Here is a 24,858-nt window from a genome sequence, read left to right on the forward strand (position 1 = left end):
CGGCCTTCAGGAGCCGAGCAGGTCCGCGACGAGCGGCGCGATCTCCCGCAACGCCTTGCCGCGGTGCGAGATCGCGTCCTTGTCCTCGCGGCTCAGCTCGGCGGTGGTGACGCCGGGCCGATCGTCGGCGACGAAGAGCACGTCGTAGCCGAAGCCGCCGGTGCCGCGCACCTCGCGGACCACCGAGCCCGGCATCCGGCCATCGACGACGATCTGGCGGCCGTCCGGGTGGGCGAGCGCGACCGCGCAGGCGAAGTGGGCGGTACGACGCTCGTCGGGCACGTCCGCCAGCTGGGCCAGCAGCAGCTCGTTGTTGCGGTCGTCGTCCTTGGGCGGGCCGGACCAGCGCGCGGAGAGCACGCCGGGCATGCCGTTGAGGGCATCGACGCAGATGCCCGAGTCGTCGGCGATCGTGGGCAGGCCGGTCGCGGCGACGCCGGCCCGGGCCTTCAGCAGCGCGTTGCCCTCGAAGGTCGGCTGGTCCTCGACGGGCTCGTCGAAGGGCGCGACGTCGTCGAGGCCGACGACCTCCACGGACGTGAGGTGCTCGGCGAGGATGCGGCGCATCTCCTCCAGCTTCTTCGCGTTGCGGGAGGCGACCAGCAGCTTGGTTTCGAGGCTCGCTGGCGCTCGCACCTCAACCACCGAGTCCCAAGGCGTCCTGCTGCATGCGGGTGAGGTCGGCGCAGCCCTTCTCGGCCAGCGCGAGCAGCGCGTCGAGCTCGGCGCGGTCGAAGGCGGCGCCCTCGGCGGTGCCCTGCACCTCGACGTACTTGCCGGCGCCGGTCATCACGACGTTCATGTCGGTCTCGGCGCGGACGTCCTCGACGTAGGGCAGGTCCAGGCGCGGGACGCCGTCGATGATGCCGACGCTGACCGCGGCGACGGACCCGGTCAGGGCGCCGGGGACGCCGAGCTTGGCGCACGCGTCGGCGAGGGCGACGTAGGCGCCGGTGATCGCCGCGGTGCGGGTGCCGCCGTCGGCCTGGAGCACGTCGCAGTCGATCTGGACGGTGTTCTCGCCCAGCGCCTTGTCGTCGATGATCGCGCGCAGCGACCGGCCGATCAGGCGGCTGATCTCGTGGGTGCGACCACCGATCCGGCCCTTGACCGACTCGCGGTCGGAGCGGGTGTTGGTGGACGCGGGCAGCATGGCGTACTCCGCGGTCACCCAGCCGAGACCGGAGCCCTTGCGCCACCGCGGCACGCCCTCCGACGCCGACGCCGCGCACAGCACGCGGGTCTTGCCGAACTCGACCAGCACCGCGCCCGCCGGGTGGTCGAGCCAGTGGCGGGTGATCTTGATGGGGCGCAGCTCGTCGTCGGCGCGACCGTCCTCACGGGTGCTCATGGAGCCCAACCTACCCAGCGATCAGCGACCCGCCGCCATTGCCCTGCGCACAGCCCAGGGCCCCAGGTCGCGCGCCCTGCGGCCGATCCACGGACCGCCCTCGGTGACCATCCACGCCACGTCACGACGCCAGCTCGGCGGGCAGCCACCCTCGGGCTCCCTGCCGGGCAGCGGGAGCTCGAAGCCGGCCGCCTGCAGCCGCTCCGCCCAGGCCCGCGCGAGCGCACGGTGCCCGGTCTCGGACGGGTGGAAGCGGTCGACCGACCAGTTCGCCCGGTCGAGCACCTCGGGCATGAGGGCGAGGTCGAGGCGCAGGCCGCCGTACGTCGCGTGGAGGTCGTCGTAGACCTCGTTGAGGAGGCCGATCCGCTCCGTGATCGGACGCACCACCAGGCGCGGCAGGCCGAGCACCGAACCGTGGTCGTGCCAGCGCACGGTCATCAGGGTCGCCCCCGACGCGGTCAGCTCCCCCGCCACGTGGTGCAGGTCGTCGTACAGCCGGTCGGGACTCCAGGTGGAGCGCAACGTGTCGTTCACGCCGACCAGGAGCGAGGCCAGGTCGGGCCGGTGCGCGAGCGCCTCGGCGAGCTGCTGCTCGCGCACGACGGTCGCGGTCGCGCCCGAGATGGCCACGTTGCAGAAGGAGACGTCGTACGACGCCTGGAGGGACTCGCTCAGGAGGCGGGCCCAGCCCCGCCACCGGCCGCCCGGGACGGGGTCTCCGAGGCCGACCGTGGTGCTGTCGCCGAGGGCGGCGAAGCGCAGGTATCCGTTGCCCACGACAGAACCGTGGCGGAGCCTGCTAGCAGCAGGGCTCCGCCACGGTGACGTGTCCGGCAACCTTCGGTGAAGGGCGGGTGCTACTTGACCTCGGCGCGCAGCAGCCGGATCGTGCCCAGGACCAGCGGGAGGCCGACCCAGATCAGCACCGACGTGAACACGTGGGCCAGGCCCAGCGCGCCGGTGTCGAGGTTCGCGCCGAGGTCGTTCTCGAGGGATGCCGCGTCGCTGTCGCCGATCTGGAACGGCAGCATCGCGATCCGCATGCTGAACCACGGCAGGATCGCCTGGCCCCAGTCGAAGGCGATCCAGAGGACGTACATGATGCCCGGGATGATCACGCCACCCTCGAGGATCCAGACGTAGACGTAGTAGAGCGCCAGGGCGGCCGGGCTGCTGAGCAGCAGGAGGCCGAAGCCGAAGCCCATCAGCAGGTAGAGGACCTGGGTCGCCATCGCCCACCCGAACGTGCTGGCGGTGACATTCCAGTTCGCGTCCGTGCCGGCGAGGCCGGCGCCGATGATGTTGCCGATCAGGCCGAGCACCAGCGCGAGCAGGATGGTGGCCGCGCCGAGCGCCATCACGGCGACCAGCTTGGCCAGCACCACCCGCAGGCGGCTCGACTCGAGGGCGAAGGTCACCATCGCGGTGCGCTGGCTCCACTCCTGCGTCACGATCGTGATCGCCATGACCGGCACCAGCATCGAGACCGGGATGGTGAGGATGTTGAGCCAGTCGTTGGCCGACGGCGGGGAGACGTCGGCGAGAGCGACGATGAGCAGCACGATGCCGGCGATCAGCGCCAGCAGGCCGGCCGTGATGCCGAGCAGCCAGACGCCCGCGCGGGTGTCGAGCATCTTGCGCCACTCGACGCCGATCAGGCGGGTGAAGGGCGTCCGCGGCGTGCCGGACACGTCGAGGGTGGGGACGTGACCCGCGACCGGGGGCGGCGGCGGGGGAAGGGTGGCGCTCATGCCGGGGTCCCCGCTCGGTTGTTCGCGGAGGAGCGAAGCGGGGGAGCGAAGAAGCGAGTGGGGTGGTTCATGCTGAGGCTCCGTTCGGGAGGACGTCGCGCTGGGTGGACGAGGTGAGCTCGAGGAAGAGGTCCTCGAGGTTCTGGCCGCCGTCGCGCAGGTCGGTCAGCACGACCCGGGCGTCCAGCGCGGCCTGGCCCACCTGCGCGGCGGTCGCCGTGACGCGCAGGCCCGGGCCGGCAGCCGCGACGGCATGGCCGGCAGCGCCCAGCGCCGCGGCGAGGGCGTCGTTGTCGAGCGAGGTGACCAGGGTGGTCGCGGCGCCGGTGCCGTTGCTGGCGAGCAGCGTGGCGCGGTCGCCCTGGGCGACGATCCGGCCGTGGCCGATGAGGATCATCTCGTCGGCGATCTGCTCGACCTCGTGCAGCAGGTGGCTGGAGAGCAGCACCGTGCCCCCGCGGTCGGCGTACCCCTTGAGGAGGCCGCGCATCCAGCGGATGCCGGCAGGGTCGAGGCCGTTGGCAGGCTCGTCGAGGATCAGGACCGACGGGTCGCCGAGCAGTGCGTGGGCGATGCCCAGACGCTGCTTCATGCCGAGCGAGTAGTTGCGCAGCCGGCGCTTGGCCTCGGAGTCGGTGAGGCCGACGAGGGCGAGCATCTCGTCGACGCGGGTCTTCGGCAGGCCCATCGTCTGTGCGCCGAGGGTGAGGATCTCGCGGCCGGTGCGGCCGGCGTGCTGGGCGGAGGCGTCCAGCAGGGTGCCGACGTGGCGGCCGGGGTTGGGGATGTCGGCGTACCGGAGGCCCCCGATGGTGACGTGGCCGTGGGTGGCGGGCGTCAGTCCCACCATCACGCGCATCGTCGTGGACTTGCCGGCACCGTTGGGCCCGAGGAAGCCGGTGACCCGGCCCGGCTGGGCGACGAAGCTGACGTCGTCCACGGCGGTGAACCCGCCATAGGAAACTGTGAGTCGATCGACCGTGATCATGGCCCCCAGCCTGCCCGATCGCGGCGATCCAAACATCGGACTCGCGGCGTGAGCAGTCCCCGACCTAAGTAGGGGGTACGCCGTGCGCCGGTCGCTCCCCCACCCGGACCGCAGGCCCTAGCCTCGACCCATGGACCAGCCCGTGCCCGAGGACTACCAGCCGCGGCTGCGCTGGTACGGGCACGCGTGGCGCTACGCGCTGTCCCTCGCGCTCGGCCTCGTCGTGTGGTCGCCGGTGATGGAGGCCCAGCTCGACGAGCATCCCGCGCTGTTCTGGGTCGACCTGCTGGTCGGGCTCCTTGCCTTCGTCCTGGTCGCCTTCCGTCGCCGCTGGCCGTTCACCATCGCGCTGGTGACGATCCTGATGGCGCCCCTGAGCTCGCTGTCGGCCGGACCGGCGGCCCTCGCCACGGTCTCCCTCGCGACCCGCCGCCGCTGGTGGCAGGTGATCACGATCGGCGCGCTCAACGTCGTGTTCAGCCTGGTCTACTACGCCGTCCAGCCCAGCGACTCGGTCGACCCCTGGTACGTCAACCTCGGGGTCACGGTCGCCGTCGTCATGGCCATCACCGCCTGGGGCATGTTCATCGGCTCGCGCCGCGAGCTGCTCTGGACGCTGCGCCAGCGCGCCGAGACCGCCGAGGCCGAGCGCGACCTCCGCGCCGCCCGGGCGCGCTCCAACGAGCGGGCCCGGATCGCCCGCGAGATGCACGATGTGCTCGCGCACCGGATCTCCCAGATCTCCCTGCACGCCGGCGCGCTGACCTTCCGCCAGGACCTCAGCGCCGACGAGATGCGCAGCAGCGTCGCGGTGATCCAGGCCAAGGCCCACGAGGCGCTCACCGACCTGCGCGAGGTGCTGGGCGTGCTCCGCGACGACGAGGTGGCCGTGCCGCTGACCGGCCCGCAGCCGACGTACGACGACCTGGGGAGGCTGGTCGACGACGCCCGGGCTGCCGGCGCCGCCATCGTGTACGACGACCGCCTCGCCGGCCACGAGCCGCCTCCGGCCGGGGTCGCGCGCACGGCGTACCGGATCGTGCAGGAGGGCATCACGAACGCGACCAAGCACGCGCCCGCCGCCACCTTGCACGTCGAGCTGTCCGGGTCGCCGCAGGACGGGGTCGAGGTGGTGCTGCGCAACGCCCTCGGGTTCGGGCCGACCCACACCCCCGGCGCCGGGCTGGGCCTGGTCGGCCTGACCGAGCGGGCCGAGCTGCGCGGCGGCTGGCTCGCGCACGGCATCGAGGACGGCTCGACCGACGGGCTGCGCCAGCCGAGCTTCGTGCTGCGTGCGTGGCTACCGTGGTCCTCCGACGAGACGGGCGGGAGGCCTGCGGGTGAGTGACGTGACCGAGGTGCTGATCGTCGACGACGACCCGCTGGTGCGCTCCGCCCTCGCCCTGATGCTGGGCGGGCAGGCCGACATCGCGGTGGTCGGCGAGGCACCCGACGGCCGCGCCGGTGTGCGGATGGCGCGCGAGCTCTCCCCCGACGTGGTGCTGATGGACATCCGGATGCCGGTGCTCGACGGACTCGCCGCGACCCGGCTGCTGCACGGCGAGCCCCGTCCGCCGCGGGTGATCGTGCTGACCACCTTCGACGCCGACGACTACGTCGTCGGCGCGCTGGCCGCCGGCGCCGACGGCTTCCTGCTCAAGGACACGCCTCCCGGCGAGATCGTCGCCGCCATCCGCAAGGTCGCCGACGGCGACCCGATGCTCTCCCCCTCCGTCACCCGCACGCTGATCGAGCGGGTGCGCACCGACTCCGGCGACGGCCGCGCCGCCGACGCCCAGCGCCGGCTCGAGCGGCTCACCGAGCGCGAGCTGGAGGTCGCCGGCGCGGTCGGGCGCGGGCTCTCGAACGCGGAGATCGCGCGCGAGCTCCACCTGTCCGTGCCGACCGTGAAGGGGCACGTGTCGCGGCTGTTCGAGAAGCTGCAGACGACCAACCGGGTGCAGATCGCGTTGTGCATCCGGGACGCCGGGCACCCGGTGGAGTGAGCCCTCAGAGCTCGTAGACCGCGCCCATCGCGGCGAGCTCGGTCGGCCCGTCGTAGGTCTTGTTGGCCTCGGCCAGCATGGTCTGCGCGTCGTGCCAGGGCGGGACGTGCGTGACGATGAGCCGCTTCGCGCGCGCCCGCGTCGCGATCTCGCCGGCCTCCTCGCCGGTGAGGTGCAGGTTCGGCGGGTTGTCGTCGCAGGAGCGGAAGGACGCCTCACACAGGAACAGGTCGGCGTCGGCGGCGATCGCGTCGAGCGCGTCGGTCGGGCCGGTGTCGCCGCTGTAGCCGATGACCTTGCCGAACGCGCTCAGCCGCAGGCCGTACGCCGGCACGGGGTGGTCGACCTCGAAGGGCTCGATCGTGAAGGGCCCGATCGTGATCGGCTTGGAGTAGACGCGGAAGGAGAACTCCTCGCGCATCCCCGGCTTGCGGGGCAGGTCGTAGGCCTTGGCGAGCCGCTTGGCGGTGCCCTTCGGGCCCCAGACCGGGATCCGCGGCTGGGTGCCGGTGGGGTGGTACTTGCGCAGGACGTAGTAGCTCGTCATGTCGACGCAGTGGTCGGCGTGCAGGTGGCTGATGAAGACCGCGTCGACCTGGAGCGGGTCGACGTAGCGCTGGAGGACGCCGAGCGCACCGTTGCCCATGTCGAGCACCAGGCTCCACGTGCGCAGCGCGTCACTCGCCTGGACGAGGTAGCAGCTGGCCGGCGAGTCCGGTCCCGGGTAGGAGCCCGAGCAGCCGACGACCGTCACCCTCACGGTGTGGTCGTCGACCTCGCCCGCCACGCGCAGCCGCGTCGTCTCCGGAGCCACGTCTTCACTCATGCAAGTCCCCCTGCGAACTGTCCTGCCGCCACCAGCTCGGGGCCGAGGAAGCGACGCCCGATCGTCTCGAACTCCGCCGGGGAGCCGGTCGTGGTGAAGGTGTACGTCGGCACGCCGGTCGGGCGCATCAGCCCGGTGTCGGCGAGGCGGCGGTACACGTCCTTCGCGCACTCCTCGGCGCTGCTCACCAGCGTCACCTCGTCGCCCATGACGTAGGAGATGACGCCGGTCAGCAACGGGTAGTGGGTGCAACCGAGGATCAGGGTGTCGATGCCCAGCTCGCTGAGCGGGTCGAGGTACTCGTGGGCGACGGCGATCAGCTCGTCGCCGCCGGTCACGCCGGCCTCGACGAAGTCGACGAAGCGCGGGCAGGCGCGGGTCGTCAGGTCGATGTGGGGCGCGGCGGCGAAGGCGTCGTCGTAGGCCAGCGACTCGGCGGTCGCGCGGGTGGAGATGACGCCGATCCGGCCGTTGCGCGACGCGGCGACGGCACGACGGGTCGCGGGGAGGATCACCTCGACGACGGGCACGTCGTAGCGCTCGCGGGCGTCGCGGAGCATCGCCGCGCTCGCGGAGTTGCACGCGATCACGAGGGCCTTCACACCCTGCTCGACGAGGTGGTCGAGGCACTCGAGGGCGTACTCGCGGACCTCGCCGATGGGCTTGGGGCCGTAGGGCTGGCGAGCCGTGTCGCCGACGTAGGTGATCGACTCGTGCGGCAGCTGGTCGATCACCGACCGCGCCACGGTGAGACCGCCGAAGCCGGAATCGAAGATCCCGATCGGGGCGTCGAGATCGACGCCGACGTCGCGTTGGTCTGGGTGCCGCACCCGCTCAGACTACGGCGTCCCCGGCCCGGCAGTCGGCATTCAGGGACCGAGATCACGTGAGTACCTATGCTGGGGTCCGTGACAACGCCTCGACGGATCGGGCCCACGACGGCGGTCGTCGTACTGGTCCTCACCACCGCCCTCAGCCTGCTGTCCGGCTGCGCCCAGGACCCGCCCGGAGCCCCCACGCGGACGGCGGTCCAGTCCGCCCAGGTCGCGGCGCCCCACGCGACGCGCGTCGTCGCGATCTCGCTCGACGGCCTCAACCCGTCGGCGATCACCAAGCTCGGGCGCACCCGGCTGCCGAACCTGTACCGGATGCTCGACGAGGGTGCCTTCACCCTCAACGCCCGCGCCCAGGTCGAGCAGACGGTGACCCTGCCCAACCACACGAGCATGGTGACCAGCCGGCGCATCAACCGCGCCGCGGGCGGGCACGGCGTGACGTGGAACGTCCACCGGCCCGGCACGACCGTCCAGCGCGCGGCCGGCCACGACGTGTCGTCGGTGTTCCGGGTGGTGCACGCGGCCGGCGGCTCGACGAGCATGTTCTCGACGAAGGTGAAGTTCTCGCTCTTCCAGCGGTCCTGGCCGGTCGCCGTCGACCGCAGCGTGATCCGCGAGCAGGACGACACGACGCTGACGACCCTCTTCCGCCAGGACCTGCTGGCCAACACGCGGGCCTTCGCCTTCCTGCACCTGGGCCTCGCCGACCAGACGGGGCACGCGAGCGGCTGGATGAGCACGGCGTACCTCCACGCGGTGATCAAGCTCGACCGGCTCGTCGGGCAGGTGCTGGCCACGATCCGCAACACCCCGCGCCTGCGCAGCTCGACGTTCGTGATCCTGACCTCCGACCACGGCGGCACACCGGGTACGACGAGCCACGACGTCGCGACGCGGTACGCCAACTACCGCATCCCGTTCGTGGTGTGGGGCGTCGGCGTCGACCACGCGAACCTCTACCGGCTCAACTCCCCCACCCAGTTCAAGGACCCGGGCCGCACGCGTCCGGGCTTCACCGGGGTGCAGCCGATCCGCAACGGCGACATGGCGAACCTCGCCACCGACGTCCTCGGCCTGGGCCCGGTGCCGGGCAGCCTCTGGAACAAGCGGCAACGGCTCACCTGGCACCGCTGACGCGCGGGCCAGACACGTCCCAGGGTCAGCGGCGCAGCTCGCGCAGCGTCGGCCACGGGTTGAGGCGGCAGCCAGCGGTGCCCTTCGACTGCTGCATCATCACCGGCGCCAGGGCGCCGCGGCGCGGACAGCTCGCGTGGCCCTTGCCGAGCCAGTGCCCGGTCTCGTGGTTGACGACCATGTGCCGGTAGTCGCGCAGCGACCGCCCGGCGCGGTTCCAGGCGGGCGAGGCGTGCTTCCACCGCTCCACGTTGATCACCACGTTGCGGCCGACCCGGCACGACCACTGGGAGCTGCAGACCGAGGAGAAGCCGGGCACCTGGGCGGCAGCGGCCAGCCACAGGGTCAGGGTGCCGCCGGAGCGGACCCGCACGAAGCGCACACCCCGGGCACGCCAGCCGCGCGGGTCGTCGTAGGTCTCCTGGGCGAGACGGGCGAACGTGGCGACATTGGCCCGCACCACGCCCTTGGTACGCACGGTGTAGCGCACCACGCGGCGCACGTCGACGCGGTGCAGGATCGCGCCGGTCGTCACCGACGCGATCGCCGAGGTCCACTCGGGACGGGCCACGGTGACGCGGACCGTCAGGCGGTGGCCCACGTCGCCCGGGAGGATCGGGTGCCGCCGGGTGGTGGCGCCGACGAGGGCGAGGCCGTCGCGGAACCACCGGTAGCGCACCGTCGCCGGCGCCGGTTCCCACCGGCCGGGCTCCGCGACCAGGGTCTGGCCGAAGCGTCGGACACCGGTGATCGAGGGAGCCTCGACCTGGACGAGGGTGGGCGGCTGCTCGGGGTCCTCCGGCCCGGCGACCGCGGCCGTCGCGGGCGCGGCCGTGACCAGGCAGCACAGGGCGAGCACCAGGCCGAGAAGTCGCGTCATGTCTCCCCAATCTACGGGGAGGAGCGGGTGGATCAGGGCTCAGGCCCAGAGCTGGCCCTCGAGGCGGTCCTCGGCCTCGTCGATCGTGCCTTCGTAGGCACCCGTGGAGAGGTACTTCCACCCGCCGTCGGCCACGACGAAGGCGATGTCGGCCCGCTCGCCCGCCTTGGCGGCCTTCGCCGCCTGGCCGAGCGCGGCGTGCAGGATCGCGCCCGACGAGATGCCGGCGAAGATGCCCTCGAGCTCGAGCAGCTCGCGCACCCGTCGTACGGCGTCGCGCGGTCCGACCGAGAAGCGGCTGTCGATCAGCTCGGCGTCGTAGAGCTCGGGCACGAAGCCCTCGTCGAGGTTGCGCAGGCCGTAGACGAGCTCGCCGTAGCGCGGCTCGGCGGCGACGATCCGCACGTCCGGCTGCGCACGGCGGAAGAACCGGGACACGCCCATCAGCGTCCCGGTCGTGCCGAGGCCCGCGACGAAGTGGGTGATCGAGGGCAGGTCCGCGAAGATCTCGGGACCGGTGCCCTCCTCGTGCGCGAGCGCGTTGGCGGCGTTGCCGTACTGGTAGAGCATCACCCAGTCGGGGTGCTCGGCCGCCATCAGCTTGGCGACGCGGACGGCCTCGTTGGAGCCGCCGGCCGCGGGCGAGGAGACGATCTCGGCGCCCCACATCCGCAGCAGCTGGCGCCGCTCCTCGGAGGTGTTCTCGGGCATCACGAACACGGTGCGGTAGCCCTTGAGCTTGGCCGCCATCGCGATCGAGATGCCGGTGTTGCCGGAGGTCGGCTCGAGGATCGTGCAGCCGGGACGCAGCGTGCCGTCCTTCTCCGCCTCCTCGATCATCCGCAGCGCCGGCCGGTCCTTGATCGAGCCGGTCGGGTTGCGGTCCTCGAGCTTGGCCCAGATCCGCACCTCGGGCGCACCCGGGGTGTTGAAGGGCGCCGACAGACGCGGCAGACCCACCAGCGGCGTACCGCCGACGGAGGTCAGCAGGCTGTCGTAGCGCACCATGGGATCGACCCGGTTCAGCGGGCGCCGCCGGCGACGGCCGGCAGGATGACGACCTGGTCGCCGTCGGAGAGCGCGGCGTCGAGGCTGCCGATGAAGCGCACGTCCTCGTCGTTGATGTAGACGTTGACGAAGCGGCGCAGCTCGATGCCGTTGCCCTTGTCCTCGACGAGGCGGTCCTTGATGCCGGGGTGGTTGGCCTCGAGGGAGTCGATGAGCGCGGTCAGCGTCGCGCCGTCGGCGTCGACGGCCTTCTCACCACCGGTGTAGGTGCGCAGGATGGTCGGGATCCGGACCTCGATGGCCATGTCAGCTGCTCTCCTCTGAGGGGATGACGGTGTCAACGATGGTGACCTCTTCCTCGGTCACGACGCCGTCGATGATTCTGTAGGACCTGAACTCCACGGGCCCCGGGTTATTCCCGTGCTCGCGCGTGCTGACGAGCACGTAGTGCGCGCCGGGCTCGCCGGCCAGGTTGATGTCGGTGACGCTGGGGTACGCCTCGGTCGCGGAGTGCGAGTGGTAGATCACCACCGGCTCCTCGTCGCGGTCGTCCATCTCCTTGTAGAGCTGGAAGAGGTCCGTCGAGTCGTACTCGTAGAACGTCGGGCTGCCGGCGGCATTGACCATCTCGACGTGCCGCGCGGGCCGGTCGCTCCCGATCGGGCCCACGACCATGCCGCACGCCTCGACCGGGTGGTCCCGCTTGGCATGCTCCACGAGGGCGTCGTACGTCGCCTGGTCGATCTGCAACACGCGGTCAAGGGTATGGCGTCGGGCCGTCCGGCCCGGAATCGGGCCGCTGCGCGGGACGCGGCGGGCGCCCGCTCAGGCGGCGGGGCTGACCGACTTCGCGCGGATCCGCTCGGGCGTGGGCCAGCGGACGTCGCGCACCCAGCCGACCTTCTCCATCAGCCAGATGATCCGGGCGGAGGTGTCGAACTGGAAGCGCTTCACGCCGTGGCGGGCGGAGGTGGGGTCGGCGTGGTGGAGGTTGTGCCAGGACTCGCCGCCGGACGGGATGGCCAGCCACCAGACGTTGCCGGAGAAGTCGCGGGAGGTGAAGGGCCGGTCGCCGAGGGTGTGGCAGATCGAGTTGATCGACCACGTGACGTGGTGGATCAGGCCGATCCGGACGATCGTGCCCCAGAAGAAGGCGGTCAGCGCGCCCTGCCACGACCAGGTCAGCAGGAAGCCGAGCACCGGCGGCAGGAAGATCGAGGTGAGCACCCAGACCCAGAAGGTGCGCGAGATGCGGAGCAGGTCGCGGTCCTTGACGAGGTCGGGTGCGTACTTCTCGATCGGCGTCTGCTCGGAGTCGAAGAGCCAGCCGACGTGCGCCCAGACGAAGCCCTTGGTCAGGCCGCGCAGGCTGTTGCCGTAGCGCCACGGCGAGTGCGGGTCGCCGTCCCTGTCGGAGAACTTGTGGTGCTTGCGGTGGTCGGCGACCCAGCGGATGACCGGGCCCTCGATGGCCATCGAGCCGAGGATCGCGAGGGTGACCTTCACGGCCCGGTTGGGCTTGAACGACTTGTGCGTGAAGAGCCGGTGGTAGCCGACGGTGATGCCGTGGAGCGTCAGTCCGTACATCACGAAGGTGATCGCGATGTCGCTCCAGCCGAGCCATCCGCCCCAGGCGACGGGGATCGCGGCGACGAAGGCGATGAACGGCACGACGATGAACAGGCCGAGGGCGAGGCGTTCGGGCCACGACTGCTCGTCGCCACCCATGGTGGCGCGCACGCCACCCGGCTCCGGACGGTCGTCGATCGCGGTCATCGCTGCTCCCTGGGCATCGGTGGGCCTGCTCAGGCAAGCCTAAGCCCGATGCCGGCTCACCTGACCACCCGGTACCGCCGTTCGGGACGTCCAGTCCCCCCGTACTGCAGGCGGACCTCGGCGGCACCGCTGTCGACGAAGTGCTCGAGGTAGCGGCGGGCGGTGACGCGGGACAGACCGACCACGTCGGCCGCCTCGGAGGCCGAGATCTCGCCGGCCGTGCGGGCGGCCTCGAGGACCAGGTCCGCGGTCTCGGGGCTCAGGCCCTTCGGCAGCACGACGGGTACGTCGGCAGCGCGGCCCGTCCCGAAGGCCTGGTCGATCGTGGCCTGGTCGACCTCGGTGGCGTGCGGCAGCGCCGGGTCGCCGCTCAGGCTGGCCAGCGTGGCCGCCACCCGGCGCAGGCGGTCGGCGAGGTCGTCGTACTCGAAGGGCTTGACGAGGTACTGCAGCGCGCCGCCGTGCAAGGCCGCCCGGACGGCGGCGGCGCCGCGCTCGGCGGTCACCATCACGACGGCGACGTCCTCGCCGCGACCGCGCAGCTGCTCGAGCACGTCGAGGCCGGACAGGTCGGGCAGGTGGACATCGAGCAGCAACAGGTCGGGCCGGAGGGAGGTGACCAGCTCGAGCGCCTCCGCGCCGGTGCGGGCGGTGCCGACGACCTCGAAGCCGTCGGTCTGCTCGACGAAGCGGCCGTGGATCCGCGCGACCATGAAGTCGTCGTCGACGACCAGCACCCGGAGATCACCGCTCACGGTCGCCCATCCTGACCCACCGCGGCGCCGAGCGGCAGCACGACACGGAACTCCGCCCCACCACCGCCGGCGGCCTCGGCGTCGTCGACCACGACCTCTCCCCCGCGCTGGCCGCAGATCAGCCGGACCAGCGGCAGCCCGATCCCGCGCCCGCCGAGCACCTCCTCCTTGGTGGAGAAGCCGCGCACGAACACGGCGTCGCGCAGCTCGGGCGGCACGCCCGGCCCGTTGTCGCGGACCCGGACGTGGACCGCGTCCTCGTCGGCGTGGATCCACAGCTCGACCGTCGCGTCGGGCATCCCGGCGCAGGCGTCGACGGCGTTGTCGACGAGGTTGCCGACGACGGTGGTCAGGTCCGCCACCACGTCCGGGGGTACGACGGGCAGGCGCGAGCCCGGGTCGAGCTCGAGGGTCACCCCGCGCTCCTCGGCGACGGCGTGCTTCGCGACCACCAGCGCGGCCACGGCGGGATCCGCGAGCCGCTTGCCGACGTACTCGCCGACCTCGGCCCGGTGGCGGGTGAGCGTGCCGACGAGGGCGGCGACCTCGTCGTACTCCCCGAGCTGGACCAGGCCGGAGATGGTGTGCAGGCGGTTGTCGAACTCGTGGGTCTGCGCGCGCAGCGTGTCGGTGATCGACAGGTTGGAGCTGAGCTGGCTCTGCAGCGAGACCAGCTCGGTGCGGTCGCGCAGCGTGGTCACGGTGCCGATGCCGCGACCGCCGCTGGAGGCGCGGTTGCGGTTGAACACCACGACCCGCGTGCCGACCAGGGCGAGCGCGTCGCGGACGTCGTCGTCACCGCCGGTCAGCAGCGCGACCACGTGCGGGTCGAGCCCGAGCGACGCGACGGGGCGCCCGACCGGGTCGCGCCCGTCGTCGAGGGCGAGGGTCGCGCGGGCGGCGTCGTTCATCACCGTCACGCGGCCGTCGGTGCCGACACCGACGACGCCCTCGCGGATCGCGTGCAGGAGGGCCTCGCGCTGGTCGGCGAGGTTGGCGAGCTCGGTGGTGCCCAGGCCGCGCGTCGAGCGTCGTACGACGCGCGCGACGACCCAGGTGCCCAGGACGCCGAGCAGGAGCACCCCCAGCCCAAGGACGAGCAGCAGGTCGGGCACGGCGGCGCCGAGCCGCTCCGTGACGGACGGGTACCTCTCCTCCGCCACCACGATCGCCAGGAAGTCGCCGATCCGCACGTCGGGCCCGTCGGACTGCACCGGCGCATGGCCCGCCACCGCGCGCTCGCCGTGGACCTCGACGTCCCCCGCCCCGCCCCTCGCCTGGAAGGCGTTGCGGTCGCCGACCCGGGCCCGCTCGCCGACGCGCGTGGGGTCCGTGCCGGCCAGCACGATGCCGTCCGGCGAGACGATCAGGACGTCGCTCGCGCTCGAGAGACCGACCCCCTGGGCGGCGTACGGCGCCAGGGCCCGCGGGGTGTCGCTCGCCTCCGCGGTCCCGGCCGCCACCGCCTCGAGCTGGTCGCGGACCTGGGGCAGCTGGGCGACGTACTCGGCGACGGTGCGCATCTGGGCGCCGCGCTCCTCGGCGAACGCCGCGTTCGACTGGCGCACGCTGAGCACGCCGACGGCGACGAGCAGCAGGACGACGACGGCGAGCTGGAGCAGCAGCACCTTCGCGGCGAGGGTGAGCTCACCACGGCGGAAGAGGGACGTCAGCGGCGCGACCACAACGACCACAACCTCCTTTGCGTCCGCAAGCGTGACGGCCGCCACACCCAGCGACATGCTGGCACGGATCGCACGTGATGGCGGTCACGACCCCACGGAGGTTCCCATGCACCCGAGGCGCACGCGCACCGCGCTCGTCGCCCTCCTCGCCGCGCTCTCGCTCGTCGCGCTGACCAGCGGCTGCGGCGTGACCCGCGGCTCCGACGACCCCGACAACCGGCGGCTGCGGCTGTTCATCCCCAACAGCCCCGGCGGCGGCTACGACCTCACCGGACGCGCCGCGGCGCGGGTGATGGAGGACGACGAGCTCACCGGCCGCTTCGAGATCCGCAACGTGGTGGGCGCGAGCGGAACGGTCGCCATGCAGCGCCTCCTCAACGAGGAGGGCTCCGACGACCTGATGATGGTGATGGGCCTGGGCGTCGTCGGCGCGGTCTACACCAACCACTCCGACGCGACGCCGCTGAAGATGACGCCGATCGCGCGCCTCGTCGAGGAGCAGGAGGGCATCCTCGTGCCCGCCGACTCGCCGTTCCGCACGGTCAACGACCTCGTCGCGGCGTGGAAGAAGGACCCGGGCGGGATCACCGTCGGCGGCGGATCCGGCAACGGCGGCCCCGACCACCTGTTCCCGATGCAGCTCGCCGACACGATCGGCGTCGCGCCCACCGACGTCAACTACATCTCGTACGACGGCGGCGGGCCGCTCACGACCGCCCTGCTCGGCGAGAAGATCGACGTCGGCATGTCCGGCCTCGGCGAGTTCGAGGCGCAGATCGACGAGGGCAAGCTGCGCGTGCTCGCGGTCTCCGGTGACGAGCGCCTCGAGGGCATCGACGCACCGACGCTGACCGAGGCCGGCGTCGACCTCGTCTTCACCAACTGGCGCGGGGTCCTCGCCCCGCCCGGGATCTCGGACGAGCAGCGCGACTACCTCACCGGGATCCTCACCGAGATGCACGACACCGAGGAGTGGCGCGAGGCGCTCGCCACCAACGGCTGGAGCGACAACTTCGCGACCGGCAAGGAGTTCGAGGACTTCCTCGTCGAGCAGGACGCCCGTGTCGCCGACACCCTGAAGGAGCTGGGATTCGCATGACCGCCACCACTGAACCCGGGGCGACCGCCCTGGTCGACAAGGCGCAGTACGGCCTGGCCGCCTTCCTCGGCCTCGCCGGCGGCTACGTCCTCTACGACGCCTCGACCCTGGACCGGGCCTTCAACGACCAGCCGGTGCAGCCCTACGCACTGCCGTACGTCGTCGGCGCGGCCCTGCTCGTCCTCGGCGTGCTGCTCGCCGTCGCCACGGCCCGCGGCGACCGGCCCGAGGCCGAGGAGGGCGAGGACGTCGACCTCAGCCAGGGCACCGACCTGCGCACGATCGGCCTGCTGGCCGCCGTCCTGGTCGCCAACCTGCTGCTCATCGACTGGCTCGGCTGGGCGATCACGGGCGCGCTGCTGTTCACCGGCGCGACGTACACGCTCGGCAGCCGGACCTGGGTCCGCAACCTCGCGATCGGCGCCGCCCTGTCGGTCGGCACCTGGTACGGCTTCTACGTCGGGCTGGGCCTGCCCATCCCCGCCGGCATCCTGGACGGAGTGCTCTGATGGACCTGCTGCTCGACGGCTTCCAGACCGCCCTCACCCCCGAGAACCTGCTCTTCGCGCTGATCGGCGTGCTGCTCGGCACCGCCGTCGGCGTGCTGCCCGGCATCGGCCCGGCGATGGCGCTCGCGCTGCTGCTCCCCGTGACCTACAGCGTCGGCGTGGACAGCGCGATCATCATGTTCGCCGGCATCTACTACGGCGGCATGTACGGCGGATCGACCACCTCGATCCTGTTGAACACACCCGGCGAGTCCTCCTCGGTCATCACCGCGATCGAGGGCAACAAGATGGCCAAGTCCGGGCGAGCCGCCCAGGCACTCGCCACGGCCGCGATCGGCTCCTTCGTCGCCGGCACGATCGGCACCGTCCTGTTGTGGATCCTGGTCCCGCGGGTCGCCGACGTCGTCGTGACGCTGGGTGCGCCGTCGTACTTCGCCGTGATGGTGCTGGCCTTCTTCGCGGTCACCATGGTGCTCGGGTCGTCGAAGCTGCGCGGCTTCATCTCGCTCTTCCTCGGCCTCGCGATCGCCCTGGTCGGCACGTCGACGGGCCAGGCCCGGCTGACCTTCGGCAATGCCCAGCTGGCCGACGGCATCGACGTCGTCGTGGTCGCGGTCGGCATCTTCGCGATCGGCGAGGCCCTCTGGGTCGCCGCCCACCTGCGTCGCAAGCCGCTGGAGATCATCCCCGTCGGCCAGCCCTGGATGAGCAGGGCCGACTGGAAGCGGTCGTGGAAGCCGTGGCTGCGCGGCACCGCCTTCGGGTTCCCGTTCGGCGCGCTGCCGGCCGGTGGCGCCGAGGTGCCGACCTTCCTGTCGTACGCGACCGAGCAGAAGCTGTCGAAGCACCCCGAGGAGTTCGGCAAGGGCGCCATCGAGGGTGTCGCCGGCCCGGAGGCCGCCAACAACGCCTCCGCGGCGGGCACGCTGCTGCCGCTGCTGACGCTCGGCCTGCCGACCACGGCGACCGCGTCGATCATGCTCGTCGCCGTCCAGAGCTACGGCATCCAGCCCGGACCGCAGCTGCTCGACTCCGAGCCGAAGCTGGTCTGGGGCCTGCTCGCCAGCCTGGTCATCGCCAACGCGCTGCTGCTCGTGATCAACCTGCCGATGGCGCCGCTGTGGGCCCGGCTGCTGCAGATCCCCCGCCCGCAGCTCTACGCCGGCATCCTGTTCTTCGCCACGCTGGGCGCCTACACGGCGAACTTCGCAGCGTTCGACCTACTGCTCCTCGTGGTCCTGGGCCTGCTCGGCCTGGCGATGCGCAGGTTCGGGTTGCCCGTGCTGCCGCTGATCGTCGGCGTCATCCTCGGCCCGGCCATGGAGCTCCAGCTGACCCAGGCGCTGCAGATCTCGCAGGGCGACGTCAGCACCCTGTGGAGCGAGCCGGTCGCCGTCGTGGTCTACGCCGTGATGGGCCTGATGCTCCTCGCGATGGCCGTCGGCGTCGTCCGCGGCAAGAAGTCCCCTGTCCCCGCCACCACCGAAGACGCCGAGGAACTGGTGAACCGATGAGCATCGTCGTCGCCTACAGCCCGGACCGGTTCGGGCAGGCTGCCCTCGAGCACGCCGCCGGCCTGGCCCGCAAGGACCGCACCCGCCTGGTCGTCGTCAACGCGACGCTCGGCAACAGCCTGGTCGACGACCGCTTCGCCCACGACGCCGACATCGCGGCGCTGCAGGAGGAGCTGTCCGCGGAAGGCCTCGAGGTCGTCGTACGCCACGACGTGGTGGACGACGTCGCCGACGCCGTGGTCGCGGCTGCCGACGAGGAGAAGGCCGAGCTGATCGTCGTCGGGATCCGGCACCGGACGCCCGTCGGCAAGCTGCTGCTCGGCAGCGTCGCGCAGCGGATCATCCTCGACGCGCACTGCCCGGTGCTGGCGGTCAAGCCCGCCTGACGACGGCTCAGCGCAGGGCGTGGACCAGCGTCTCCTGCAGGAACCCGAGCCACTCGTAGATGTGGTGGGCCTGGAGGCGCGGGTCCTCGTCGGGCAGGGAGTACCAGTACTCCTCGTCGCCCTCCTCGACCTCCAGCCGGGTGCCCAGCGCCAGGCGGAGGTCGGTGAGGCTGCGCAGCCAGACCAGGGCGGTCGCCTCGTCGAGCTCGACGTCGATGCTGATGCCGTCGTCGGTCGGCTCGGCGGGGAGCCCTGCCTCCTCGAGGACGTCGATGATCGTGCCGGCGGCACGGGACTTGCCGTCGCGCAGCTCGCCCTCGGTGAACCGGCGGAACTCGGAGGCCGCTTCGCCGTCGTCGCGGTAGGCGTTCGGGAACAGCCGGCGCAGCACCGGGTCCTCGGGCTCGGTGGTGGGGCCGGAGAAGTCGAGCAGCGCCTCGAGCGGGTCGCGCTCGGTCTTCAGGACCGCGGACTCGTTGTGGAGCAGCTCGACGAGCTGCGCGGCCAGCGAGCGCAGCAGGTCGGCCTCGAAGACGGAGAAGGTCGCGATGGCGCGCTTGCTGCGGCGATGCCGGACGAAGCCGGTCGTGGAGGAGGCCACCGGCTCCTCACTCCGCCTTCGACAGGGTCGCCCAGAGGCCGTACTCGTGCATCGCCTGCACGTCGCGCTCCATCTCCTCGCGGGTGCCCGTGCTGACGACGCTGCGGCCGTCCTCGTGGACCTCCATCATCAGCTTCTCGGCCTTCTTCTTGCCGTAGCCGAAGTGCTTCTGGAAGACGAAGGTGACATAGGACATCAGGTTCACGGGGTCGTTCCACACCAGGGTCACCCAGGGGGTGTCCGCCAGCGTGATCTCGTCCGGGGTGAGGTCCTTCTGGACTCCCGGATCGACCTTCTCCGGGCTCGCAGTCGTCACGGCACCATGGTGTCACAGGGGCCGGGAGCGTTCACGAGCACCACTTGTCGGCCAACGTCGTCACGACGTTGAAGTTGCGGTTGGTGGCCACCACGGCCAGGGACTTCTCCACCTTGTAGGGGTCCACGCCCCCGGCCGCGTAGCCCGGCCCCAGCAGGATGTGCGCCGCCCTCCCCCGGACGACGACGGCGTTGACCTCGTCGCTGCGCGCCTCGACCTCGGCGACCCGCGCGGCGTCGGGCTCGTCCTTGAGCAGGTAGACGTAGTGACGCTCCAGGTCCGGCCTCGCGGCGGTCAGCTCGCGCGCGTCGTCGGCGATCGCGACCAGCTCGGCCGGCGTGAACACGATCGTGGGGACGACGAACCCGGCCTGCGCCTCGTAGGCCTCCTCCAGCGCCGCCTCGACCTTCGCCCGCGAGCGGAGCGTGGAGGTCAGGCACACGTTGCCGGTGTTGATGTGGGTCAGGACGTCGGTGCCGCCGGCCGCCTCGGTCGCGGTGACGATGTCGGCCTTGGGGAACTTGCGGTTGGCCCCGAGGTTGATGGCCCGCAGGAACGCGACGTACTTCGGCATGGGTCGATTGTGGCGTGTGCCACCGACACGTGACATCCATAGGTTTCCGATGTAAATTCGATGGACGTGAGCACTCCCGACGCCGCCACCCTCAGCAGCGACCTCACCGTCCTCGCCGCCCGCCTCGTGCGGCTGGTCCGGCGCGAGCACGCGCCGTCCGCCGGCGTCCGGGTGCTGTCGATCCTCGACGAGCTCGGCCCGCAGTCGGTGACCACGCTCGCCCAGGCCGACCGCTGCTCGCAGCCGACGATGACCGGCCAGGTCCGCCAGCTCGCCGAGCAGGGGTGGGTCGCCAAGCAGCCCCATCCCGCCGACGCGCGGAGCAGCCTGGTCGCCCTCACCGACGGCGGACGGGCCGAGCTCGAGCGGGTCCGGCAGCTGAGCGCCGCTCTCGTCTCCGGGCGCCTCGCCCGTCGTACCGACCTCACCACCGACGACCTCGCGACCGCCGTGGCCGTGCTCCAGGCCGTCCTCGAACCCACCACGGAAGGAAACGTGTGACCGCCACCGCCACCCCCACCGAGCAGGACACCGAGACCGGAGGCTCCTTCCTCCACCAGCCGCGCGCCGTCTGGGCCGTCGCCTTCGCCTGCGTCATCGCCTTCATGGGCATCGGGCTCGTCGACCCGATCCTGAAGGAGATCGCGGCCAAGCTCGAGGCGAGCCCGAGCCAGGTGTCGCTGCTGTTCACCAGCTACATGGCGGTGATGGGCGTCGCGATGCTCGTCACCGGCGTCGTCTCCACGCGCATCGGCGCCAAGAAGACCCTGCTGCTGGGCCTGTTCCTCATCATCGTGTTCGCCGGCCTCGCCGGCCTGTCCGGCTCGGTCGGCGCCGTGATCGGCTTCCGCGCCGGCTGGGGCCTGGGCAACGCGCTCTTCATCGCGACCGCGCTCTCGACGATCGTGAGCGCGTCGAAGGGCTCCCTGGCGCAGGCGATCATCCTGTTCGAGGCCGCGCTCGGGCTCGGCATCGCGTCCGGCCCGCTCGTCGGCGGCCTGCTCGGCGAGCAGTCCTGGCGCGGCCCCTTCTTCGGCGTCTCCGTGCTGATGACGATCGCGCTCGTCGCGACCGCGATCTTCCTCCCGGCGACCCCGCCCGCCGGCCGTCGTACGACGCTCGCGGACCCGTTCCGGGCGCTGGCGTACCCGGCGCTGGCCGTGCTCGCCGTCGTCGCGGTCTGCTACAACCTCGGCTTCTTCTCGCTGCTCGCCGCCGGCCCGTTCGCCCTGCCCGAGGCCGGGATCATGGAGATCGGCTGGATCTTCTTCGGCTGGGGCCTGCTGCTCGCGTTCACGTCCGTCGTCGGCGCGCCGTGGGTGCAGCGCCGCCTCGGCACCGTGCCGGCGCTGATCGGCGCCCTCGCCCTGTTCGCGCTCGACCTGCTCCTGATGGCCGTCGGCGCCTCCACCTCGACCGTCGTGGTCGTCGGCATCATCGTGGCCGGCGCCTTCCTGGGCGTCATCAACACCCTCGTGACCGAGGCCGTCATGGGCGCGGCACCCGTGGAGCGGCCGGTCGCGTCGGCGGCGTACTCGTTCGTGCGCTTCACCGGCGGCGCGGTCGGTCCCTACGTCGCCCTCAGGCTCGCCGAGCACCAGGGCTCCGCGGCGCCGTTCTGGTTCGGCGGGATCTGCGTGGCCGTGGGCGTCGTCGTGCTGCTCGCCGGCGCGCGGACGATCTCGACCGCGCTCCACGGTACGCCGGCCGCACACTCGGCAGACGAGGCGCAGGCCGAGGCGCTCGGCGACCTCAGCTGAGGATCAGGCAGCTGCTGGACGCGTAGGCGACCAGCGCCCCGCGGCCGTCGTACAGCTTCGCCTCGGCGAGGGCGGTACGACGGCCGCGCTGCAGTACCGTCCCGACCGCACGCAGGCGGCCGGAGTCGACGGTGACGGCCTTGAGGAACTTCACCGTCAGGTCGAGTGAGGTGTAGCCCTCCCCCACGGCCAGCGTCGAGTGCACCGCGCAGCCGCACGCCGAGTCGAGGAGGGTCGCGAAGACCCCGCCGTGCATGCTGCCGATCGGGTTGTAGTGGCGCAGCTCCGGGTCGAGCTCGAAGATCGCCGTACCGCGCTCGGGGACCTCGAAGCCCACGAAGCCGAGGGTCTCGGCGATCGGGGCCGGCGGCAGGTGGCCGTCGAGGATCGCGTGCAGCTGCTCGTAGCCGTCGAGCGCGCTGGGGTCGACGGCCTGGGTCTGGATCGCGGACTCAGTCATGGGCCCATCGTCGCCGCCGCAGGCTGGGTCTGTCAATGAGACCCAGATCGCCTATGCTGGCCCCATGAGCTCCGTGGCCTCTTCTCCCCCGGCGCTGGCCTGGTCCGTCGAGAACTGCACCCTGGGCCGCACCATGGCGATCCTCGGCGAGCGCTGGACGGTCGTCGTGCTGCGCGAGGTCTTCCTCGGCGTACGACGCTTCGACGACATCCGCCGCCACGCCGGCATCCCGCGCCAGGTCCTCTCGAACCGGCTCGCCGCGCTCGTCGACCACGAGATCCTGAACCGCGTCCCCTACCAGGCCGACGGCGCACGCACCCGCCACGAGTACCGGCTCACCGCGAAGGGCCTCGAGCTCCAGCCCGTGCTGCTCGCGATCAGCGCCTGGGGTGACCGCCACCTCGCCGACCCCGGCGGCCCGCCCACGACCTTCGTGCACCGCGGCGACTGCGAGCAACCCGTGCACGTGGAGGTCCACTGCGCCGCGGGCCACCGCATCGACGACCCCCGTCAGGTCGCCACCCGCCCGGGCCCCGGCGTCCGCCCGTTCGAGGGCTGAGCCCCCACACCCGCCGAGTGTCGGGTCAGGAGGTCTTGCGGACCGACCACTCGCGGATCCGGTCGATCCGCTTCTGCAGCTGCTCGGCGTTCGCGACGGCGGCGGCCGGTCCCCCGCACTCCTTGCGCAGGGCGGCGTGGGTGATGCCGTGAGCCTGGCCGGTGCGGTGGTTCCACGAGGCGACCAGGCCGTTGAGCTCACGCCGGAGCACGGCGAGGTGCTCGTGGGTGGTGACGTCGGCGAGGGTGTCGGCGGGGCGTGCCGACTCGCTCTCCGGCGCCTTCGACCGGGTACGACGCCGGTCCTCCTGCCGCTGGCGCAGCAGCGAGCGCATCTGGTCCGGCTCGAGCAGGCCCGGAATGCCGAGGAAGTCCATCTCCTCCTCCGAGCCCACGTGGACCTCACCCTCGTGGCCGAACTGCGCGCCGTCGTAGAGGGCATGGTCGAAGCGGGCCTCGGAGCCGAGGGCCTCGAAGGGCAGTGCGTCGAGATCGTCGGATGCGGCGTCGCCGGCATTGGCCTCGGCGAGCAGGTCGTTCTCGGCGGCGAAGATGTCGCCGTCGGTGTTGACCTTGCGCTTCAGGACGTGGTCACGCTGGGCCTCGAGCTCGGCGGCGAAGGTCAGCAGGTTCGGGACGGACGGCAGGAACACCGAGGCGATCTCGCCGCGGGTCCGGGCGCGCACGAAGCGGCCGACGGCCTGGGCGAAGAACAGCGGGGTCGAGGTGGTGGTGGCCCACACACCCACGGCCAGGCGCGGGACGTCGACGCCCTCGGACACCATCCGGACCGCGACCATCCAGCGGCTGTCGTCGGCGGCGAAGGCGGAGATCTTCTTCGACGCGGCCTTCTCGTCCGACAGCACGACGGTCACCGACTCGCCGGTGATCTGCTTGAGGAGCTTGGCGTACGCGCGGGCGCTGTCCTGGTCGGTCGCGATGACCAGCCCGCCGGCGTCCGGGACGTGGCGGCGGACCTCGGAGAGGCGCTTGTCGGCGGCCTGCAGGACCGACGGGATCCACGAGCCGCTGGGATCCAGCGCGGTGCGCAGCGCCTGCGAGGTCATGTCCTTGGTCAGCGGCTCGCCGAGCGAGGCGGCCACCTCGTCGCCGGCGCGGGTACGCCAGCTCATCTGGCCCGAGTAGGCCAGGAAGAGCACGGGTCGGACCACGTGGTCGGCGAGCGCCTCGGCGTACCCGTAGGTGTAGTCGGCGACCGACGTCGGCACGCCCTCCTCGCCGGGGGCGTAGGTCACGAACGGGATCGGGTTGATGTCGGACCGGAACGGCGTACCGGTGAGGGCGAGGCGGCGGGCGGCGGGCTCGAAGGCCTCACGCACGCCCTCGCCCCAGCTGAGCGAGTCGCCGGCGTGGTGCACCTCGTCGAGGATGACCAGGGTCCGGAAGCGCTCGGTGCGGATCCGCATGGCGAGCGGGTTCACGCCGACGCCGGCGTAGGTCACGGCGACGCCGACGTAGTCGCTGGCGATCTTGCCGGCACCGGCGGAGTACGTCGGGTCGACCGGGATCCCCGCACGGGCGGCGGCCTCGGCCCACTGCATCTTCAGGTGCTCGGTCGGCGCGACGATGACCAGCCGGTCGACGACGCGACGGCCGAGCAGCTCCGCGGCGACGGTCAGCGCGAAGGTCGTCTTGCCGGCGCCGGGGGTGGCGACGGCGAGGAAGTCGCGCGGGTTGCGGGAGAGGTAGTCCTGGAGCGCGGCGGACTGCCAGGCACGCAGCGACGGCGCCGTGCCCCAGGCTGCCCGCTCCGGCCAGGCCGGACCGAGCGAGGTCATGCGTCGGGACCGGACCCTTCGTCGCCGTGCGGGATGCTCTCCCAGATCTCCTTGCAGTCCGGGCAGACCGGGAACTTCTCCGGCGCCCGGCTGGGGACCCAGACCTTGCCGCACAGAGCCACCACGGGGGTGCCCATGACCATCGCCTCGGTGAGCTTGTCCTTGTCCACGTAGTGCGAGAACCGCTCGTGGTCGCCCTCGTCGGTCGGGACGGTACGGCGGTCCTCCCGGACATCCGTGTCTGTCGAGAAGCCGATCGTGGTCACCCGGTCACTCTACCGGC

General features: G+C 71.9%; 30 protein-coding genes. 10 read left to right on the forward strand and 20 right to left on the reverse strand.

The window, feature by feature from the left end; translation table 11 throughout:
- Window positions 1-6: 6 nt before the first annotated feature.
- The 5 genes from rdgB to ASE20_RS18335 all read right to left on the reverse strand — a co-directional run bounded on the left by rdgB (window position 7) and on the right by ASE20_RS18335 (window position 4,093).
- Window positions 7-636, reverse strand: a complete 630-nt coding sequence (rdgB, locus tag ASE20_RS18315; protein ID WP_082612552.1) for an RdgB/HAM1 family non-canonical purine NTP pyrophosphatase — start codon at window positions 634-636, stop codon at window positions 7-9.
- Window position 637: 1 nt separating this feature from the next.
- Window positions 638-1,351, reverse strand: a complete 714-nt coding sequence (rph, locus tag ASE20_RS18320) for a ribonuclease PH (protein WP_056896006.1) — start codon at window positions 1,349-1,351, stop codon at window positions 638-640.
- Window positions 1,352-1,372: 21 nt separating this feature from the next.
- Entirely contained in the window at window positions 1,373-2,131 is a 759-nt protein-coding gene (locus tag ASE20_RS18325) for an SGNH/GDSL hydrolase family protein (protein WP_056896007.1), read from the reverse strand.
- An 80-nt stretch (window positions 2,132-2,211) separates the two neighbouring features.
- On the reverse strand, window positions 2,212-3,105 hold the full coding sequence (locus ASE20_RS18330; protein WP_056896008.1) for an ABC transporter permease: 894 nt from the start codon (window positions 3,103-3,105) through the stop codon (window positions 2,212-2,214).
- 67 nt (window positions 3,106-3,172) lie between these two features.
- Window positions 3,173-4,093 (reverse strand): ABC transporter ATP-binding protein, encoded by a 921-nt coding sequence (locus ASE20_RS18335; RefSeq protein WP_200952864.1) that lies wholly within the window; start codon window positions 4,091-4,093, stop codon window positions 3,173-3,175.
- A 130-nt stretch (window positions 4,094-4,223) separates the two neighbouring features.
- Here ASE20_RS18335 and ASE20_RS18340 point away from each other — a divergent pair, with 130 nt between their 5' ends.
- Both ASE20_RS18340 and ASE20_RS18345 read left to right on the forward strand, forming a co-directional pair.
- On the forward strand, window positions 4,224-5,441 hold the full coding sequence (locus tag ASE20_RS18340; protein WP_056896009.1) for a sensor histidine kinase: 1,218 nt from the start codon (window positions 4,224-4,226) through the stop codon (window positions 5,439-5,441).
- 1 nt (window position 5,442) lies between these two features.
- On the forward strand, window positions 5,443-6,099 hold the full coding sequence (locus tag ASE20_RS18345) for a response regulator (protein ID WP_412778608.1): 657 nt from the start codon (window positions 5,443-5,445) through the stop codon (window positions 6,097-6,099).
- A gap of 4 nt (window positions 6,100-6,103) precedes the next feature.
- Here ASE20_RS18345 and ASE20_RS18350 read toward each other — a convergent pair whose 3' ends face one another.
- Window positions 6,104-6,925, reverse strand: a complete 822-nt coding sequence (locus tag ASE20_RS18350; protein WP_225869237.1) for an MBL fold metallo-hydrolase — start codon at window positions 6,923-6,925, stop codon at window positions 6,104-6,106.
- Complete coding sequence (gene murI / locus ASE20_RS18355) at window positions 6,922-7,755, reverse strand: glutamate racemase (protein WP_056896011.1); 834 nt, start codon at window positions 7,753-7,755, stop codon at window positions 6,922-6,924. The genes ASE20_RS18350 and murI overlap by 4 nt, the downstream gene beginning before the upstream one ends.
- A gap of 78 nt (window positions 7,756-7,833) precedes the next feature.
- Here murI and ASE20_RS18360 point away from each other — a divergent pair, with 78 nt between their 5' ends.
- Complete coding sequence (locus tag ASE20_RS18360; protein WP_162261048.1) at window positions 7,834-8,895, forward strand: alkaline phosphatase family protein; 1,062 nt, start codon at window positions 7,834-7,836, stop codon at window positions 8,893-8,895.
- Window positions 8,896-8,920: 25 nt separating this feature from the next.
- Here the strand turns inward: ASE20_RS18360 and ASE20_RS18365 are convergent, their stop codons facing one another.
- The 7 genes from ASE20_RS18365 to ASE20_RS18395 all read right to left on the reverse strand — a co-directional run bounded on the left by ASE20_RS18365 (window position 8,921) and on the right by ASE20_RS18395 (window position 14,999).
- On the reverse strand, window positions 8,921-9,775 hold the full coding sequence (locus ASE20_RS18365; RefSeq protein ID WP_056896013.1) for a DUF3152 domain-containing protein: 855 nt from the start codon (window positions 9,773-9,775) through the stop codon (window positions 8,921-8,923).
- 39 nt (window positions 9,776-9,814) lie between these two features.
- Entirely contained in the window at window positions 9,815-10,783 is a 969-nt protein-coding gene (locus ASE20_RS18370; RefSeq protein ID WP_200952865.1) for a PLP-dependent cysteine synthase family protein, read from the reverse strand.
- 14 nt (window positions 10,784-10,797) lie between these two features.
- Window positions 10,798-11,088, reverse strand: coding sequence for a MoaD/ThiS family protein (locus tag ASE20_RS18375; RefSeq protein ID WP_056896014.1), 291 nt, complete (start codon window positions 11,086-11,088; stop codon window positions 10,798-10,800).
- A gap of 1 nt (window position 11,089) precedes the next feature.
- Window positions 11,090-11,536, reverse strand: coding sequence for a Mov34/MPN/PAD-1 family protein (locus tag ASE20_RS18380; protein ID WP_056896015.1), 447 nt, complete (start codon window positions 11,534-11,536; stop codon window positions 11,090-11,092).
- A 72-nt stretch (window positions 11,537-11,608) separates the two neighbouring features.
- Window positions 11,609-12,559 carry an acyl-CoA desaturase gene (locus ASE20_RS18385; protein ID WP_056896016.1) on the reverse strand — a complete coding sequence of 317 codons (951 nt, stop codon included), beginning with the start codon at window positions 12,557-12,559 and terminating at the stop codon, window positions 11,609-11,611.
- Between the two features lie 56 nt (window positions 12,560-12,615).
- Window positions 12,616-13,314 carry a response regulator gene (locus ASE20_RS18390; RefSeq protein WP_225869238.1) on the reverse strand — a complete coding sequence of 233 codons (699 nt, stop codon included), beginning with the start codon at window positions 13,312-13,314 and terminating at the stop codon, window positions 12,616-12,618.
- Window positions 13,311-14,999 (reverse strand): sensor histidine kinase, encoded by a 1,689-nt coding sequence (locus ASE20_RS18395; protein ID WP_200954860.1) that lies wholly within the window; start codon window positions 14,997-14,999, stop codon window positions 13,311-13,313. Before ASE20_RS18395 ends, ASE20_RS18390 begins: the two co-directional genes overlap by 4 nt.
- 106 nt (window positions 15,000-15,105) lie before the next feature.
- Between ASE20_RS18395 and ASE20_RS18400 the strand changes: the two genes are divergently transcribed.
- From ASE20_RS18400 to ASE20_RS18415, 4 genes are read left to right on the forward strand one after another with little or no spacing between them, the layout of a single operon-like run.
- The gene (locus ASE20_RS18400) at window positions 15,106-16,098 is read left to right on the forward strand and encodes a Bug family tripartite tricarboxylate transporter substrate binding protein (protein WP_056896017.1); all 993 of its coding nucleotides are present in this window, start codon (window positions 15,106-15,108) and stop codon (window positions 16,096-16,098) included.
- A complete protein-coding gene (locus ASE20_RS18405; RefSeq protein ID WP_056896018.1) occupies window positions 16,095-16,607 on the forward strand; it encodes a tripartite tricarboxylate transporter TctB family protein in 513 nt (170 codons plus the stop codon). The genes ASE20_RS18400 and ASE20_RS18405 overlap by 4 nt, the downstream gene beginning before the upstream one ends.
- A complete protein-coding gene (locus tag ASE20_RS18410; protein ID WP_082612556.1) occupies window positions 16,607-18,121 on the forward strand; it encodes a tripartite tricarboxylate transporter permease in 1,515 nt (504 codons plus the stop codon). Before ASE20_RS18405 ends, ASE20_RS18410 begins: the two co-directional genes overlap by 1 nt.
- A complete protein-coding gene (locus ASE20_RS18415) occupies window positions 18,118-18,507 on the forward strand; it encodes a universal stress protein (protein WP_056896019.1) in 390 nt (129 codons plus the stop codon). Before ASE20_RS18410 ends, ASE20_RS18415 begins: the two co-directional genes overlap by 4 nt.
- A 7-nt stretch (window positions 18,508-18,514) precedes the next feature.
- Here ASE20_RS18415 and ASE20_RS18420 read toward each other — a convergent pair whose 3' ends face one another.
- Genes ASE20_RS18420 through ASE20_RS18430 form a run of 3 tightly spaced genes read right to left on the reverse strand, consistent with a single transcriptional unit; the run spans window position 18,515 to window position 19,998 of the window.
- The gene (locus tag ASE20_RS18420; RefSeq protein ID WP_056896020.1) at window positions 18,515-19,108 is read right to left on the reverse strand and encodes a DUF2017 domain-containing protein; all 594 of its coding nucleotides are present in this window, start codon (window positions 19,106-19,108) and stop codon (window positions 18,515-18,517) included.
- A 7-nt stretch (window positions 19,109-19,115) separates the two neighbouring features.
- Window positions 19,116-19,424, reverse strand: a complete 309-nt coding sequence (gene clpS, locus ASE20_RS18425) for an ATP-dependent Clp protease adapter ClpS (RefSeq protein WP_082612557.1) — start codon at window positions 19,422-19,424, stop codon at window positions 19,116-19,118.
- 31 nt (window positions 19,425-19,455) lie between these two features.
- A complete protein-coding gene (locus tag ASE20_RS18430; protein ID WP_056896021.1) occupies window positions 19,456-19,998 on the reverse strand; it encodes a DUF1697 domain-containing protein in 543 nt (180 codons plus the stop codon).
- A 66-nt stretch (window positions 19,999-20,064) separates the two neighbouring features.
- Here ASE20_RS18430 and ASE20_RS18435 point away from each other — a divergent pair, with 66 nt between their 5' ends.
- Both ASE20_RS18435 and ASE20_RS18440 read left to right on the forward strand, forming a co-directional pair.
- Window positions 20,065-20,499 (forward strand): MarR family winged helix-turn-helix transcriptional regulator, encoded by a 435-nt coding sequence (locus tag ASE20_RS18435; RefSeq protein WP_225869239.1) that lies wholly within the window; start codon window positions 20,065-20,067, stop codon window positions 20,497-20,499.
- The gene (locus ASE20_RS18440) at window positions 20,496-21,758 is read left to right on the forward strand and encodes an MFS transporter (RefSeq protein WP_056896023.1); all 1,263 of its coding nucleotides are present in this window, start codon (window positions 20,496-20,498) and stop codon (window positions 21,756-21,758) included. Before ASE20_RS18435 ends, ASE20_RS18440 begins: the two co-directional genes overlap by 4 nt.
- On the opposite strand, the gene ASE20_RS18445 is transcribed toward ASE20_RS18440, so the two are convergent.
- A complete protein-coding gene (locus ASE20_RS18445) occupies window positions 21,751-22,218 on the reverse strand; it encodes a PaaI family thioesterase (RefSeq protein ID WP_056896024.1) in 468 nt (155 codons plus the stop codon). The two genes, ASE20_RS18440 and ASE20_RS18445, sit on opposite strands and share 8 nt — an antisense overlap.
- 64 nt (window positions 22,219-22,282) lie before the next feature.
- Here ASE20_RS18445 and ASE20_RS18450 point away from each other — a divergent pair, with 64 nt between their 5' ends.
- Window positions 22,283-22,777: a winged helix-turn-helix transcriptional regulator gene (locus tag ASE20_RS18450; RefSeq protein WP_056896025.1), complete on the forward strand. Its 495-nt coding sequence runs from the start codon at window positions 22,283-22,285 to the stop codon at window positions 22,775-22,777.
- A 25-nt stretch (window positions 22,778-22,802) separates the two neighbouring features.
- Here the strand turns inward: ASE20_RS18450 and ASE20_RS18455 are convergent, their stop codons facing one another.
- Window positions 22,803-24,575, reverse strand: coding sequence for a DEAD/DEAH box helicase (locus ASE20_RS18455; RefSeq protein WP_056896026.1), 1,773 nt, complete (start codon window positions 24,573-24,575; stop codon window positions 22,803-22,805).
- Window positions 24,572-24,832 (reverse strand): DUF3039 domain-containing protein, encoded by a 261-nt coding sequence (locus ASE20_RS18460; RefSeq protein ID WP_056896388.1) that lies wholly within the window; start codon window positions 24,830-24,832, stop codon window positions 24,572-24,574. The genes ASE20_RS18455 and ASE20_RS18460 overlap by 4 nt, the downstream gene beginning before the upstream one ends.
- Window positions 24,833-24,858: the final 26 nt, after the last annotated feature.

The organism is Nocardioides sp. Root240 (genome assembly GCF_001428825.1).
Classification (GTDB): domain Bacteria; phylum Actinomycetota; class Actinomycetes; order Propionibacteriales; family Nocardioidaceae; genus Nocardioides.

Excerpts from the sequence above, each read along its gene's own strand:
- rph (WP_056896006.1), bottom strand. The coding sequence starts at position 1,351 with ATGAGCACCCGTGAGGACGGTCGCGCCGACGACGAGCTGCGCCCCATC.
- ASE20_RS18330 (WP_056896008.1), bottom strand. The coding sequence starts at position 3,105 with ATGAGCGCCACCCTTCCCCCGCCGCCGCCCCCGGTCGCGGGTCACGTC.
- ASE20_RS18335 (WP_200952864.1), bottom strand. The coding sequence starts at position 4,093 with ATGATCACGGTCGATCGACTCACAGTTTCCTATGGCGGGTTCACCGCC.
- ASE20_RS18340 (WP_056896009.1), top strand. The coding sequence starts at position 4,224 with ATGGACCAGCCCGTGCCCGAGGACTACCAGCCGCGGCTGCGCTGGTAC.
- ASE20_RS18350 (WP_225869237.1), bottom strand. The coding sequence starts at position 6,925 with ATGAGTGAAGACGTGGCTCCGGAGACGACGCGGCTGCGCGTGGCGGGC.
- ASE20_RS18365 (WP_056896013.1), bottom strand. The coding sequence starts at position 9,775 with ATGACGCGACTTCTCGGCCTGGTGCTCGCCCTGTGCTGCCTGGTCACG.
- ASE20_RS18370 (WP_200952865.1), bottom strand. The coding sequence starts at position 10,783 with ATGGTGCGCTACGACAGCCTGCTGACCTCCGTCGGCGGTACGCCGCTG.
- ASE20_RS18375 (WP_056896014.1), bottom strand. The coding sequence starts at position 11,088 with ATGGCCATCGAGGTCCGGATCCCGACCATCCTGCGCACCTACACCGGT.
- ASE20_RS18385 (WP_056896016.1), bottom strand. The coding sequence starts at position 12,559 with ATGACCGCGATCGACGACCGTCCGGAGCCGGGTGGCGTGCGCGCCACC.
- ASE20_RS18400 (WP_056896017.1), top strand. The coding sequence starts at position 15,106 with ATGCACCCGAGGCGCACGCGCACCGCGCTCGTCGCCCTCCTCGCCGCG.
- ASE20_RS18405 (WP_056896018.1), top strand. The coding sequence starts at position 16,095 with ATGACCGCCACCACTGAACCCGGGGCGACCGCCCTGGTCGACAAGGCG.
- ASE20_RS18410 (WP_082612556.1), top strand. The coding sequence starts at position 16,607 with ATGGACCTGCTGCTCGACGGCTTCCAGACCGCCCTCACCCCCGAGAAC.
- ASE20_RS18415 (WP_056896019.1), top strand. The coding sequence starts at position 18,118 with ATGAGCATCGTCGTCGCCTACAGCCCGGACCGGTTCGGGCAGGCTGCC.
- ASE20_RS18430 (WP_056896021.1), bottom strand. The coding sequence starts at position 19,998 with ATGCCGAAGTACGTCGCGTTCCTGCGGGCCATCAACCTCGGGGCCAAC.
- ASE20_RS18445 (WP_056896024.1), bottom strand. The coding sequence starts at position 22,218 with ATGACTGAGTCCGCGATCCAGACCCAGGCCGTCGACCCCAGCGCGCTC.
- ASE20_RS18450 (WP_056896025.1), top strand. The coding sequence starts at position 22,283 with ATGAGCTCCGTGGCCTCTTCTCCCCCGGCGCTGGCCTGGTCCGTCGAG.
- ASE20_RS18455 (WP_056896026.1), bottom strand. The coding sequence starts at position 24,575 with ATGACCTCGCTCGGTCCGGCCTGGCCGGAGCGGGCAGCCTGGGGCACG.